The 14,120-nt window shown below is 59.1% G+C and carries 12 protein-coding genes; all 12 read right to left on the minus strand.

Annotated elements, in window-relative coordinates; genetic code table 11:
• Positions 1–17: 17 nt before the first annotated feature.
• Positions 18–686, minus strand: coding sequence for an urease accessory protein UreF (locus tag ACFSDX_RS19285; RefSeq protein ID WP_382316525.1), 669 nt, complete (start codon positions 684–686; stop codon positions 18–20).
• A gap of 171 nt (positions 687–857) precedes the next feature.
• Positions 858–1,865 (minus strand): YihY/virulence factor BrkB family protein, encoded by a 1,008-nt coding sequence (locus ACFSDX_RS19290; protein ID WP_382316527.1) that lies wholly within the window; start codon positions 1,863–1,865, stop codon positions 858–860.
• Positions 1,866–2,141: 276 nt separating this feature from the next.
• Entirely contained in the window at positions 2,142–3,863 is a 1,722-nt protein-coding gene (gene ureC, locus ACFSDX_RS19295) for an urease subunit alpha (protein WP_382316529.1), read from the minus strand.
• 29 nt (positions 3,864–3,892) lie between these two features.
• Positions 3,893–4,393, minus strand: a complete 501-nt coding sequence (locus tag ACFSDX_RS19300; RefSeq protein ID WP_382316531.1) for a hypothetical protein — start codon at positions 4,391–4,393, stop codon at positions 3,893–3,895.
• Between the two features lie 41 nt (positions 4,394–4,434).
• Positions 4,435–5,160, minus strand: coding sequence for an urease subunit beta (locus tag ACFSDX_RS19305; protein ID WP_382316533.1), 726 nt, complete (start codon positions 5,158–5,160; stop codon positions 4,435–4,437).
• A gap of 135 nt (positions 5,161–5,295) precedes the next feature.
• Positions 5,296–5,601 carry a GIY-YIG nuclease family protein gene (locus ACFSDX_RS19310; protein ID WP_382316535.1) on the minus strand — a complete coding sequence of 102 codons (306 nt, stop codon included), beginning with the start codon at positions 5,599–5,601 and terminating at the stop codon, positions 5,296–5,298.
• Between the two features lie 173 nt (positions 5,602–5,774).
• A complete protein-coding gene (locus ACFSDX_RS19315) occupies positions 5,775–6,380 on the minus strand; it encodes an urease accessory protein (RefSeq protein WP_382316537.1) in 606 nt (201 codons plus the stop codon).
• Between the two features lie 89 nt (positions 6,381–6,469).
• Positions 6,470–6,961 (minus strand): GNAT family N-acetyltransferase, encoded by a 492-nt coding sequence (locus tag ACFSDX_RS19320; RefSeq protein WP_382316539.1) that lies wholly within the window; start codon positions 6,959–6,961, stop codon positions 6,470–6,472.
• Between the two features lie 152 nt (positions 6,962–7,113).
• Positions 7,114–8,058, minus strand: a complete 945-nt coding sequence (locus tag ACFSDX_RS19325; protein ID WP_382316541.1) for a Rossmann-fold NAD(P)-binding domain-containing protein — start codon at positions 8,056–8,058, stop codon at positions 7,114–7,116.
• A 116-nt stretch (positions 8,059–8,174) separates the two neighbouring features.
• Positions 8,175–11,411, minus strand: a complete 3,237-nt coding sequence (gene carB / locus ACFSDX_RS19330; RefSeq protein ID WP_382316543.1) for a carbamoyl-phosphate synthase (glutamine-hydrolyzing) large subunit — start codon at positions 11,409–11,411, stop codon at positions 8,175–8,177.
• A 195-nt stretch (positions 11,412–11,606) separates the two neighbouring features.
• Complete coding sequence (carA, locus tag ACFSDX_RS19335) at positions 11,607–12,698, minus strand: glutamine-hydrolyzing carbamoyl-phosphate synthase small subunit (RefSeq protein WP_382316545.1); 1,092 nt, start codon at positions 12,696–12,698, stop codon at positions 11,607–11,609.
• 255 nt (positions 12,699–12,953) lie between these two features.
• Positions 12,954–14,117, minus strand: coding sequence for an aspartate aminotransferase family protein (locus tag ACFSDX_RS19340; RefSeq protein ID WP_382316547.1), 1,164 nt, complete (start codon positions 14,115–14,117; stop codon positions 12,954–12,956).
• Positions 14,118–14,120 lie beyond the last annotated feature (3 nt).

Genomic DNA, 14,120 nt, shown 5'->3' on the forward strand with positions numbered 1-14,120 from the left:
CAGAGTTCGCGCTACGCTTAATTCTGAAACAGCCGCGAGTAAATATCGTCGTGCAGCATCTGGGCCACGTCGAGCAGCACGGTGCAGCGCGCGGCCTCGGAATAGGGCCGAATATCGGCCGCGGCCAGCAGATTCTCAAACACGCCGTAGAAATCGTGTTGCAGCTGGTGCCCCGCCATCGGCCCGATAAAGCCCAGGCGGATGGCCGCGCTGAGCTGGTCGCGTAGCGCCAGGTGTAAGTAAGTAGCCTGAATATCAGTGGCAGCGAAGCCCACGCGCCCTAGGGTTAGCCCAAACAGCGGTACGAAATGCGCGGGTAGCGCTTGCTGATTTAGCTCGTTGCCCAGGTCACCTAGGTCGGCTTCGGGGTAAAAATTAGCCAGCAGCTTGAGCCAGTTTTTGCCTTGCGTGAGGCTGGCTTGGTGCAGGGGCGGCGTGAGCAGCTGCGCATCGTACTCCAGTAAAAGTGGCCCTAGGTCGGCGGCGGACACCGTAGCGGCCGAGGTGACGAACGGCAGCTCGAACCCCACTGCCTGCTGCAAAAACGAATAGAGGTAGCTACGAAACTCGGTTTCGGTGCGCAGCAGCCCGAACGTAATGCTGCTCTCCAGGCCGTAAGAATAGGCGAAGGAGCCGGTGGGCAGCGCCGAATCGGCGAGGTGGAGCAGGCGAGCGAGGTGCGGCACGGCGGGTTGGGTGGAGCCGGCAAGCTACAAAACGATGCCTGGCTTACGAAACGCCACGCTGCTTTATTGTAGGGCGGCAGTCACCTAGGTCGGCCGCCCTCGCGTAGCTAGTGAGGTGGTCCTGACCAGGCTAGATGCCAGGTGCGTCGGACGCATCATGCCTATACCACCTCAAGCTGGCGGCGCGGCGGCATCCAGGGCGTCTTTGGCTTTTTGCAATTCCCGTTCGGTGTATTTGCGTTTACGATGTTGCTCATCTATCAGAACCTGCCCGTGCTTGTTTTCCAGTTGCACCGTCTGCACCACCATGGCATAATCATTGGCCCGGATTGGCGTGCCATGGCTAGCAGCATAGCATTTGGTAAATTCGGCGCCGACGTACAGAATCAAGGAAGAATAATAGACCCACACCAGTAACACCACCAGCGTGCCCGCTGCCCCGTAGGCGCTGTCTAGGTTGCTGTGGCCGATGTAGTACGTGATGCTGAACCGGCCCAGCATAAAGAGCGCGGCGGTGAAGCCGGCGCCCACGGCCACATCTCGCCATCGTATGCGCGCATCGGGCAGCACCTTGTAGAGCACGGCATACAAGGCGCTGGTAAATAGTAAGCTAACCAGTAAGTTTGTCGCGTGGCTCAGTACCGCCGACCCCTGGGGAGAAATGGCGGGCAGCTTGGCTAGCAGGCCCGTCGACAGCACGTTTAACCCCAGCGAAGCCAGCAGCAGTAAGCCCAGGCCGATAACCAGGAAAAAGGATAGCAGCCGGGTTTTTACCACCTTGAACCAGCCCGCATCCGGGCGAATCTTCAGTTGCCAGATGCTATTGAGGGAGTCTTGGATTTCCGTGAACACGGAAGTGGCGGCAAGTATCAGCAGCAGCAGGCCCACCCCGGTACTCAGCGGATGGGAGCCGTCCAGCACGGCGTACTGCATGATTTTGCGGACCTGCGTTGCTGCCCCAGGCCCAATGAGCTCCTGTATTTGCACGAACAGCCCGCTCTCAACGCGCTGGCTGCCGCCAAAATACCCGAACACAAACACTACTAGCAGCAGCATCGGGCCGAGCGCAAAAAGGGCGTAGTAAGCTAACGAAGCACTCAATTGGAGTACGTTGTCGCGCAGAAAGCTGGCGGCCGTTTGCCGCAGCAAACACCAGACTTGCGTTGCTACTTTATTCATGCGTTGTGCGGAGGGAGTTCACCAGGGCCGGTAGCTGACTCACCGGGAGGGGGTAGGGTCAGTCAATAAGGCTGCTGACGTGCTACGCCCGGGTTACTGCTTAGCTGCGTTTCGAGTTACGCCTGCCTGCGGTGAATGACTGCCGGCAGCTTAGTTAGGTTGCTACGCCTAGCTGGCGGCTGTTTTAACGTACAGCCTTATCCGCCGCCGTTAACTTCTGGGAAGGCTCGCCTCACGAACTTAACAACTCTAGGGGGCCGGGGATGAGGTTAGGCGCTAAAACAAGTTATACAACTGCGCCAGCGGCAGCGTCTGTGCCGGCTCGCACGTCAGATGCACGCCATCGACCATCACCCGGTACGTCTCCGGGTCCACCGAAATGTTGGGTAGGTAGTCGTTCAGCGCCATGTCCTTCTTGGCCACCGTGCGGCAGCCTTTCACTGCTACCACGCGCTTGCTCAGGCCGTACTCGGTCGATACTTTTTCCAGCGAAGCGCCCGATACGAAGGCTACCGAGCAGTACCCTACGCCCCCGCCAAACGCCCCGAACATGGGCCGCGAAAACGACGGCTGCGGCGTGGGAATGGAGGCATTCGGGTCGCCCATCTGGGCCTGCACGATTACGCCGCCTTTGAGTATCATCTCGGGCCGCGAGCCGAATAATGCCGGTTTCCAGAGCACCAAATCGGCCAGCTTACCTATTTCGACGGAGCCGATTTCCTCGGCCATGCCGTGGGCGCGGGCGGGGTTGATGGTGTACTTGGCCACGTAGCGGCGGGCGCGGAAATTGTCGTTGGGGCGCTGGGCGCCGGCGTCTTCGGGCAGGGGACCGCGCTGCTGGCGCATCTTGTGGGCTGTTTGCCAGGTGCGGGTGATGACCTCGCCCACCCGGCCCATGGCCTGCGAGTCGCTGCTGATGATGCTCAGCGCGCCCATATCGTGCAGAATATCTTCGGCGGCGATGGTTTCGGGGCGGATGCGGCTCTCGGCAAAGGCCACGTCCTCGGGGATGTTCTTGTCGAGGTGGTGGCACACGAGCAGCATGTCGAGGTGCTCGTCGATGGTGTTCACCGTAAACGGCCGCGTGGGGTTGGTGCTCGACGGAATAACGTTGGGCTCGCCGCAAATCTTGATGATGTCGGGCGCGTGCCCGCCGCCCGCGCCCTCTGTGTGGTACGAGTGAATATTGCGCCCCTTGAAGGCCGCCACCGAGTTTTCGACGAAGCCGCTCTCGTTGAGCGTATCGGTGTGGATGCACACCTGCACGTCGTACTTCTCGGCGATAGTCAGGCAGTTATCAATCGCGGCCGGGGTAGTGCCCCAGTCCTCGTGCAGCTTAAAACCCAGCGCGCCGGCCTCCACCTGCTCGGCCAGCCCCTCGGGCTTCGAGGAGTTGCCCTTGCCCAAAAACCCGAAATTCATGGGGAAGGCGTCGGTGGCCTTGAGCATCATTTCGAGGTAGAACGCGCCCGGCGTGCAGGTGGTGGCCGTGGTGCCGGCCGCCGGACCGGTGCCGCCGCCCACCATCGTGGTCACGCCCGAGGCCAGCGCCTCGGTTATCTGCTGCGGGCAAATGAAGTGGATGTGGCAGTCGATGCCGCCCGCCGTGAGGATGTGTCCCTCGCCGGCTACCACTTCGGTGGTCACGCCTACCACCAGGCGCGGGTCCACGCCGGGCATGATGTGCGGGTTGCCCGCCTTGCCAATGCCCACGATGCGCCCGCCCTTGATGCCTATATCGGCCTTGTACACGCCGGTGTAGTCGAGTACCAGCGCGTTGGTAATCAGTAGGTCGAGCGCGTCGGCCTGCCCGATGCCTGCCGCCTGCCCCATGCCATCGCGCAGGGTTTTGCCGCCGCCAAACTTGCATTCCTCGCCGTACACGCAGTAGTCGCGCTCGACCTCCAGCAGCAGGTCGGTATCGCCCAGGCGCACTCGGTCGCCCACGGTCGGGCCATACATAGCGGCATACGCCTGCCGGGAAAGGGGTAGGGACATTAGCTTACGTCTTTAAGAATTAATGATAACTAATCTATATTCGAGTAATTACTATAGTCTCCTTCAAACGCATCATTAATTGTGTCATCAAAGGTGTACCTTTCACTTGAGTCCCATGAATCATCTCGTAAATCTTGATGACGCAAATTTTCTAATTTGATATTGTTTACATTGAGTGTTGCCTCTTTATACTTATAATATTTATTCATAAGTGGCTTGAAATTTTCTAAATAAAAATCATATCCTTTTTCTGCGAAGTATTCGCTTACAAGAAAAGGAGTTGGTAAATTTGATTTATACATTTCAGGACTGGATGCAATCTTTTCACGCATTCGATTTAGCGCATCAGGGTTGTTATCACTGAAAGAATGATAAATCGGAAGTAGTTCTAGGTCTTCTAACTCATCAATAGCAAAATCATCAATATTCTGAATACACCAATCAATGTATGTTGGGTCGTGTACTGCGATAACCCAAATTGGCATGCCTATATGCTTCCCGAAACCGAGTTTTGAGTGAAGGTTGTACACGATGAGAATCAGTTACAAGTGAAGTTTTTGGTTTGGGCTAATTACCCCAGCTTCTCCAGCGTCTGTTGCTTACCGGCCTCATCGAGCGGGCCATCAATCCAGCCGTTGCCGCCGTACACGCGGCGCTCGCCGGCCAGCGCTACCAGCTGCACGCGCTTGCGCTCGCCCGGCTCGAAGCGCACTGCCGTGCCGGCCGGAATATGGAGCCGGTAGCCAAAGGCCGCCGCCCGGTCGAAGTCCAGCCCCGCGTTGGTTTCGAAGAAGGGGTAGTGCGAACCCACCTGCACTGGCCGGTCGCCCCGATTCAGCACCTCCAGCTCGATAACGGGGCGGTTTTCGTTCAGGATAATGTCGCCGTCGGCCAGCAGGTACTCGCCCGGCACGGCGGCGGGCACTGGCGCGGCGGCCGGAGCCGTACGGGCTAGGCCGCTGCCGTAGAGCGCCAATTCGGGCGAGCCGTGCTCGCGGCAAATGGGCTGGTGCACGGTCACGAGCTTGGTGCCGTCGGGGAAGGTGCCTTCTACTTGCACCTCGGGCAGCAGGTCGGCCACGCCCTCCAGTACGTCGTTGAAGCCCAGCAACTGCTTGCCCTTGTCCATGAGCGTGGCCACCGATTCGCCGTCGCGGATAAACTCGAGCAGCTGGGTGGCGAGCAGGGCGGCGGCCTCGGGGTAGTTGAGGCGCAGGCCGCGGGCGTAGCGCTTCTGGGCCACTACGCCGGCCTGGTGCAGCACGAGCTTGTCGAGGTCTTTGGGGGCGAGGTGCATGGGGTATTAGAGCAACGTTGAAGGGTCATGCAGAGCGCAGCGAAGCATCTCGCTCGCACCGTTGTTTGCGGAAGAGATTACTGCACCACGCGAGATGCTTCGCTGCGCTCTGCATGACGGATGGTATTTGACGGGCTAATGTAAGTCCGGTTCGCCAGCCCACGTTTCTAAATCGATGGCTTCCCAGGTTGGATTGAAGCCGGCAATCAATTTCTCCTTTTTGGCACGGCTCCAGCCTTTCAGCTCTTTTTCGCGGGCAATGGCTTGCGTGGGGTCGGCGCAAAGCTCGAAATACACGAGTAGGTTGGCTTGGTAGCGCCCCGTGAATTTATTGCGTTGGCCTAGGGTGTCGCTATGCTCAGCTAGTCGCCGTGCCAAGTTATTCGTCACGCCGATGTAGAGCACGGTGCGAATGTTATTGGTGAGCATGTAGACATACATGGCGTAGGAAGTTAAAAAAAGTCGTTGTTATGCAGAGCGCAGCGAAGCATCTCGCGTGCTGACGCTTGCGAACGTTAGGAATTACTGCGCCACGCGAGATGCTTCACTGCGCTTTGCATGACGAGGTAAGCAATGAGGCGAGCGAGATGCTTCGCTGCGCTCTGCATGACCGTTCAGATTAGCAAATTACTGTAAATCATCCACCCGCCATACCCCACGCTGAGCGCCGACGACAGCACCACCGCCCCGGCCCGCAGCCGCCGCCCCAACTGCATGCGCAGCGTGAAGGGCACGCGCATTAGGCCCACCGCCACTAGCATCCCCAGTACCGAGCCGAGGCCAAATAAAAGAATATAGGCCACGGCCCAGGCCGGCTGCGGAATGGCGCTCAGCACCGCTAGCACCAGCGCCCCGCTGCCGGCCAGCCCGTGCACCAGCCCCACGGTGTAGGCAAAACCCGCCCGCTGCTTGGGCAATTGAAACGACTGATACGAGTTCTTGTCAAGCAAGCGGCTGATGCCTAGCCCGATGAGCATGACGCCCACCGCCACCTCAAAATAGCCCGAGTGCAGCCAGGTAGCGCGGCTGAAGATAATAATTGACCCGAACAACACCAGCATGGTGGTGTGCCCCAGGCCCCAGAAGAGCCCGTCGCGAAGGGCCGGCCCTAGGCGGTCGTGGCGCGTAACGAGCGTGCTCACGGCCAGCAGGTGGTCGGGCTCAAAGGCGTGGCCCATGCCGACCACGGCCGCGAAAAGAATGGGGATAATGGGCTGCATCGGGCACAAAGAAAGTACCGTGGACCCTGCGGGTCCGCGCGGCGGTACCTAGCTACTCACCCGCGGACCCGCAGGGTTCACGGTACTCGCTACACGGACTTAATCATCCAAATCTGGCAGCCAAAGTGGCCGCTGTTGCCCAGCGCCTCTTGCAAATACGTGAAGCCCAGTCGCTCGTAGAGCGGAATGGCCTGGGTAAGCTCCGCGGTGGTTTCGAGGTACACGCGGGCGTAGCCGGCGGCGCGGGCGGCTTCGAGGCACTGCTGTATCAGCGCCTTGCCCACGCCCCGGCCGCGGGCGGCGGGGAGGAGGTAGAGCTTCACCAGCTCCACGGTATCGGCGGGCAGGTTTTCGGTGGGGAAAATGCCGCCGCCGCCCAGCACCTCGCCGTCGCGCTCGGCCACGAAGTAGGCGCTGCGCGCCGTCTGGCTGAACAACTCGTAGAGGTGGTCGGTGGCCTCGTCGTAGAAGGCCGTACCAGGCTTGGCGGCCCCGTATTCGGTGAGCGTTTCGCGGATGGCGCGGGCCAGGGCCGCATTATCGCCGGGCGCGATGGGACGGATAGTGATTTCTGAATTCATAAATGTGGTAACGTGCCCAAATGTGTAACCCCACCCCCAGACCCTCCCCTTCGGGAGAGGGGAGCCCGGCGTTAGGAAACGTTGGCTAACGGTCGGCTCCCCTCTCCCGAAGGGGAGGGGCCGGGGGTGGGGTTGCGCGGTAGAGCGGTAATCTATTTCAGCAGCTCATGCAGCACCGTTTGCATCGAAAACGTGCGGTTGCCCGCCTCCTGAATGATGAGCGAGCCCGGCGCGTCGAGCACGGCGTCGGACACTTCCACGTTGCGGCGCACGGGCAGGCAATGGATGAATTTGGCCTCGTCGGTCAGGCGCATGTGCTCGGGCGTCAGCATCCAGCTCGGGTCGTTGCTGAGCACCTGGCCGTAGTCGCGGTAGCTGCTCCAGTTTTTGGCCTGCACGTAGTCGGCCCCTTCCAGCGCCTTACGCTGGTCGTACTCGATGGTGGCGCCCTTCGTGAATTTGGGGTCCAGTTCGTAGCCGTGCGGGTGGGTAATCACGAAGTCCACCCAGTCAACTTCTGAAAACCAGTCGGCAAACGAGTTGGGTACGCACTGCGGCAGGGCGCGCACGTGCGGCGCCCAAGTCAGCACCACTTTCACGCGCTCCTTCTGCTTCGTCTCCGCCACCGTAATGAGGTCGGCAAACGACTGCAACGGGTGCAGCGTGGCGCTTTCGAGACTGATGACCGGGACCGTGGCGTATTGCAAAATCTTGCTCATCACCTCCTCGCTGTAGTCGGCCTCCTTGTCCTTGAGTGTGGGGAAAGTGCGCACGCCCAGCACATCGCAATACTGGCTCATCACCGCGATAGCGTCTTTGATGTGCTCCTGCGTGGTGCCGTTCATTACGGCGCCGTCGGCCATTTCCAGGGTCCATGAGTCGGCCCCGGCGTTCAGCACCCAGGCTTGCGCGCCCAGGTTATACGCCGCTTTCAGGCTGCTGAGGCGCGTGCGCAGGCTGGGATTGAAGAATATCAGCCCCACGGTTTTATTCTTACCCACGTGCTGGTAGCCGTAAGGATTCTGCTTGATTTCGAGGGCTTGGTTGAGCAGCGCCTTGTAATCGCCCGCATCGGCAAAAGAAAGGAAGTTTTTCATGAGGTAGCGCGGAAATGGTAGCCCGCGGGGAAGTAAAATCAACTACAAAAAAACAAGGTGCGTAGGCCATTGGCCTCGCACCTTGTTTTTACCTTATTTAGTTCGAGCCGGCGCGGCTATGACATCGCCTTATACTCGTTCCAGCTCTTAATCTTCAAGTCTGACATCCCTAGCGAGCAGAAGGCCCGGATGAACTTCGAGGCCAGGCGCGCATTGGTCAGCAGCGGGACGCCGAAGTCGATGGCCGTGCGGCGAATTTTATAGTCGTTATCCAGCTCGCCCTTCGATAGGTTTTTAGGAACGTTGATAACCAGGTCGATTTTTTTCTCGCGCAGGTAGGTTAGCACGTTGGGCTCTTGGTGGTCGTCGGGCCAGAAAAGCAGGCTGCTCGGCACTTTGTTCTCGGCGAAGAAGCGGTGCGTGCCCTGGGTAGCGAAAACCTGGTAGCCCTTTTTCACCAGCAGCTCGGCGGCGGCCAGCAGGGCCACCTTTGACTTGATAGGGCCGCCCGAGATAAGCACCGTTTTCTCCGGGATTTTATAGCCCACGCTCAGCATCGACTTCAGCAGCGCTTCCTCGGCGGTGTCGCCCAGGCAGCCTACTTCACCGGTGCTCACCATGTCTACGCGCAGCACCGGGTCGGCGCCGGGCAGGCGCGTGAACGAGAACTGCGGCGCCTTCACGCCCACGAAAGGCAAGTCATACACGCGCTCGCTATCGTCGCGGACAATGTCCTTCTTGCCCAGGAGTACCTGCGTGGCTTTGGTAACCAAGTTGTTACCCGAAATCTTCGACACAAACGGGAAGCTGCGCGAAGCCCGGATGTTGCACTCAATCACCCGGATTTCGCCGTGCTTTTCCAGGAACTGAATATTAAAGGGGCCGCTGATGTCGTAGCGTTTGGCAATCTTCTCGGCGATGTTTTTGAGCTTGCGGATGGTGCCCACGTACACCCGCTGCGGGGGGTAGTACATGGTGGCGTCGCCCGAGTGCACGCCCGCAAACTCGACGTGCTCCGAGATGGCGTAGCTCACAATTTCGCCGTGGTCGGCCACCGCGTCCAGCTCTATCTCCTTGGCTTCCTGAATGAATTCCGATACCACCACCGGATATTCAGCGCTCACTTCGGCGGCTGTTTTTAGAAATTCTTCCAGCTCGTGGGGGTTGGACACCACGTTCATGGCCGCGCCCGACAGCACGTAGCTCGGCCGGATGAGCACCGGGTAGCCCACCTCGCCCACGAAGGTGTGCATGGCGTCCAGCGAGGTCAGCTCGTTCCAGCGGGGCTGCGCGATACCCAGCTCATCCATGATGCTCGAGAACTTGTGGCGGTTCTCGGCCATGTCAATGCTCTTGGCCGAGGTGCCCAGGATGGGCGCGCCGGCTTCGTCGAGGCGAGTAGCTAGGTTGTTCGGAATCTGGCCGCCGGTGCTCAGAATCACGCCCGTTGGCTGCTCAAAATCCAGAATGTCCATCACCCGCTCGTAGCTCAGCTCCTCGAAATAGAGGCGGTCGCTCACGTCGTAGTCGGTCGAGACGGTTTCGGGATTGTAGTTGATGATGAGTGTTTTGTAACCCTCGGCGGCGGCCGTTTGTACGGCGTTCACGCCGCACCAGTCAAACTCTACTGACGAGCCGATGCGGTATACGCCCGAGCCCAGCACGGCAATCGACTTCTCGGTTTCGCGCTCCAGGTCGTTTTCTGTGCCGTGGTAAGTGAGGTACAGGTAGTTCGTCTTGGCCGGAAACTCGGCGGCCAGCGTGTCAATCTGTTTCACCACCGGCAATACCCCCAGGGCCTTGCGGTGGGCGCGCACGCGCAGTTCGTCGGCCTTCACATCGCGGGCGCCGAGTAGCTGCACGGCGAGCTGCTGGTCCGAGAAACCAGCCTTTTTGGCTTCGCGCAATAGGTCGATTTCCAAACCTTCCAAGCCCTTCTCACGCTGGCCAGCCAGCTTTTGGCCCAGCTCAAAAATGACGTACAACCGCTGCAAAAACCAGTGGTCGATTTTGGTCAGCTCGTGCACTTGGTCGAGGGTGTAGCCTGCCTCAAACGCTTGGTTGATGGCGAAAATGCGCTCCTCGTTGGGCTCGTTCAGCAGGCGGTCGATGGTCGCATTGTCAGCCGTTTCAGGGGCGTTGCCCACAAAGCCGCGCTTGCCGGTGTCCAGCATCCGCAGGCCCTTCTGAATGGCTTCCTCAAACGACTTGCCAATGGCCATCACCTCGCCCACGCTTTTCATGGCCGAGCCAATCTGCCGCTGCACGCCCGCAAACTTACCCAGGTCCCAGCGCGGCAGCTTCACCACCACATAGTCGAGCGCCGGCTCAAAAAACGCCGTTGTGGTTTGCGTCACGCTGTTTTTAAGCTCGGCCAGCGAGTAGCCCAAGCTTAGCTTGGCGGCCACGAAAGCCAGCGGGTAGCCCGTGGCCTTGGAGGCCAGCGCCGACGAGCGCGACAAGCGGGCGTTCACCTCAATCACGCGGTAATCCTCCGAAACCGGGTCCAGCGCGTACTGAATATTACACTCGCCCACGATACCCAGGTGCCGAATGGTTTTGATGCCAATCGAGCGCAGCTTGTGGTACTCGCGGTTGCTGAGCGTCTGCGACGGGGCCACCACGATGCTCTCGCCGGTGTGGATGCCGATGGGGTCGAAGTTCTCCATATTGCAGACCGTGATGCAGTTATCAAACGCATCGCGCACTACTTCGTACTCCACTTCCTTCCAGCCTTTCAGTGACTCTTCCACCAAAATCTGGTCGGAAGTATTGAAAGATTTTTCGGCTAGCGCGCGCAGTTCGTCCATGTTATTGGCGAAGCCGCTGCCCAGGCCACCTAGGGCAAACGCGGCCCGCACGATGATGGGAAAGCCGATTTTTTCGCCAGCTGCCAAGGCCGCATCCATCGTCGTCACGGCTACGCTGCGGGCCGTGAGCACGCCAATCTGGTCAAGCTTGTCCTTGAAAATATCCCGGTCCTCCGTGTCGATGATGGACTGCACGGGCGTGCCCAGCACGCGTACGTTGTATTTCTCAAACACCCCGCCGCGGTACAGCGCCACGGCGCAGTTGAGTGCCGTTTGGCCACCAAAGGCCACCAGAATGCCGTCGGGCTGCTCTTTCTTGATGACTTCCTCCACGAAGTAGGGCGTCACGGGCAGAAAGTACACGTCGTCGGCCATGCCGTCCGAGGTTTGCACGGTGGCAATGTTGGGGTTGATGAGGATGGTGCGGATACCTTCCTCTTTCAGCGCTTTCAGTGCCTGCGAGCCGGAGTAGTCAAATTCGCCGGCCTCCCCAATTTTGAGGGCTCCGGAGCCGAGGACAAGAACTTTAGTGGGTTTGTTCATCTATCGTGTGGGCTGAAAAAGGGTTTCAGCTATTCTCGCTAGTAAGGAAATTATTTAGTTATGTAAGAGCCGTGGAAAGCCTTTTCTAAACGCTGCGTTATCGGGGTCCATCCGAGCATAAATGCCTGTTATGCCGTCATTAAGTGCATAGTCGCCTAATGCTTCTGCTGGGTCACAGGCTAAAAAATAAGGCAACTAGCTCGGTTTGCTAGTTGCCTTATACTCTTTTACCGCTTCAATAAAATCATCAAACATGAACTCCGTGTCCTGCGGGCCACCGGCGGCTTCGGGGTGAAATTGGGTGGAAAAGAAGGGTTTGGTTTTGTGCTTGATGCCCTCGCAAGTGCCGTCGTTGAGGTTTTCAAACAGCATGGTCCACTCGGCGGGTAGCGTATCGGTATCGACCGCGAAGCCGTGGTTTTGGCTGGTGATGTAGCTGCGCTGCGTGCCGGTGAGGCGCACTGGCTGGTTGTGGCTGCGGTGGCCGTATTTCAGCTTGAAGGTGTCGCCGCCCGCCGCCAGGCCCATGAGCTGCGAGCCGAGGCAGATGCCAAAAATGGGCTTGTCTTGCTGCAAGGCATTCTGCAAATGCTTAATGGTAGCCTCGCACATCTTGGGGTCGCCGGGGCCGTTGCTCAGAAACAGGCCGTCGTAGTCGAGCTGGCTGTAGTCGTAGTCCCAGGGCACCCGAATCAGCTCCACGTCGCGCTCCAGGAAGCAGCGGATGATATTGGTTTTGGTGCCGCAGTCTACCAGCACGATTTTGTGCTGGCCCTGGCCGTAGTGCTTTACCTCGGGCGGGCTCACCTGGGCCACCAGGTTGTCGAGGTTGGGGTCGTGCAGGGGCACGTCTTCCTCGGCCACGATTTTGCCCAGCATGGCGCCCTTTTCGCGCAGGATTTTGGTGAGCATGCGCGTGTCCACGCCCGCAATGCCGGGGATATTGTACTCTTTTAGCCAGTCGCCCAGGCTCTTGGCGGCGTTCCAGTGGCTGTGCTCTTCCGAGTAGTAGTTCACCACTAGGCCGGCAATATGGATTTTGTCGGACTCAAAAATGCTTGAAATCGACTCGTACAGGTCCTCGCCGGGCACGCCGTAGTTGCCTACGATGGGGTAGGTGAGCACCAGAATCTGGCCCGCAAACGAGGGGTCAGTGAGGTTTTCGGGGTAGCCCGTCATGGCCGTGCTAAACACGACTTCGCCCGCCACCGAGCTGAATGCGCCGAACGACTGGCCCTGAATTTCGGTGCCGTCTTCGAGGATGAGTTTTACTTGCTTAGTATCCACTTAGTTAAATCAAGAATCTACAGAGTAACAAATAGGGTCTGATTGAAAGCCCTGCCAAAAAATCCAGAGTCTTGCGCACTGGTCACAAACCAGAATAGACTTCATTCTTGCGTAAAGAGTCTCCGCGTCAATTGTGCCTGCATACCTATCGTAATCGACATCAGAAATGGTAAGCCATTCCTTCGGGTTTGGAATTTCTCCAAACCTGAGTCTATTACCGCATTTATACATAATTGCTGGCATAATTCTGGGGTATTAATCCTGCTCGACTACCGCATTATCAACCGCCACCTTAGCTGGCTCCAGCGCCGCTAGTGCTTGCAAAAACCGGTCGGCCTCGGCCTTGATAATATTCAGCGGCGGCAGTAGGCGCAGTACGTTCGGGTCGCTGGCATTGCCCACAAAGATATGATGCTCAAACATCAGCTTGTCGCGAATTTCCTTGATGGGGAAATCGTACTTCACGCCAATCATCAGCCCGCGCCCGCGCACCACCGTGGCCTGGCTGTGCGCCCGCAGCTCCTGCATAATGTACGCGCCCAGCTCGGCCGCGTGCGCCACCAGGTTTTCCTGCTCCAATACTTCGAGCACCGCCAGGCCCGCCGCGCAAGCCAAGTGGTTGCCGCCAAACGTGGTGCCCAGCAAGCCATACGACGCCTTAAACTTGGGCGAAATCAGCACGCCGCCAATCGGGAAGCCGTTGCCCATGCCCTTGGCCACCGTGATGATGCCCGGCCGAATGCCCGCGTGCTGGTGCGCGAAAAACTCGCCGCTGCGGCCGTAGCCGCTCTGCACCTCGTCGGCAATGAGCACCACGCCGTGCTGCGCGCACAGCGCCGCCAGCCCCTGCAAAAACTCGTCGGTCGGCAGCACCACGCCGCCCACGCCCTGAATCGGCTCGATAATGACGGCGCACACCGGCTGCGCCAGCATTGCCTGTTCCACGGCCGCGAGGTCGTAGGGCACGAAGCTCACGCCGTGGCCCGCGTTGAAGGGCGCCACGATTTTGGGATTGTCGGTGGCGGCTACTGCGCCCGAGGTGCGGCCGTGAAACGCGCCTTTGAAGGCAATTACGTGGTTTTTGCCGGTGTGAAACGAGGCCAGTTTCAGCGCGTTCTCATTGGCCTCAGCCCCCGAGTTGCACAAAAACAGCGTGTAGTCGGGGTAGCCCGACAGCTCGCCCAGCTTCGCGGCCAGCTCCTGCTGAATCGGGATTTTCACCGAGTTAGAGTAGAAGCCGATGTTGGCCACCTGCTCCTGCACGCGCTGCACGTAGTGCGGGTGGCTGTGGCCAATGGAAATCACGGCGTGGCCGCCGTAAAAATCCAGGTATTGCTGGCCGTTCTCGTCCCAAAGCGTCGCGCCGAGCGCCCGCACCGGCGTGATGTTCACGAGCGGATAAACGTCGAAGAGGTTCATGGT

The sequence above is a fragment of the Hymenobacter bucti genome (genome assembly GCF_042681145.1).
Taxonomy (GTDB): domain Bacteria; phylum Bacteroidota; class Bacteroidia; order Cytophagales; family Hymenobacteraceae; genus Hymenobacter; species Hymenobacter bucti.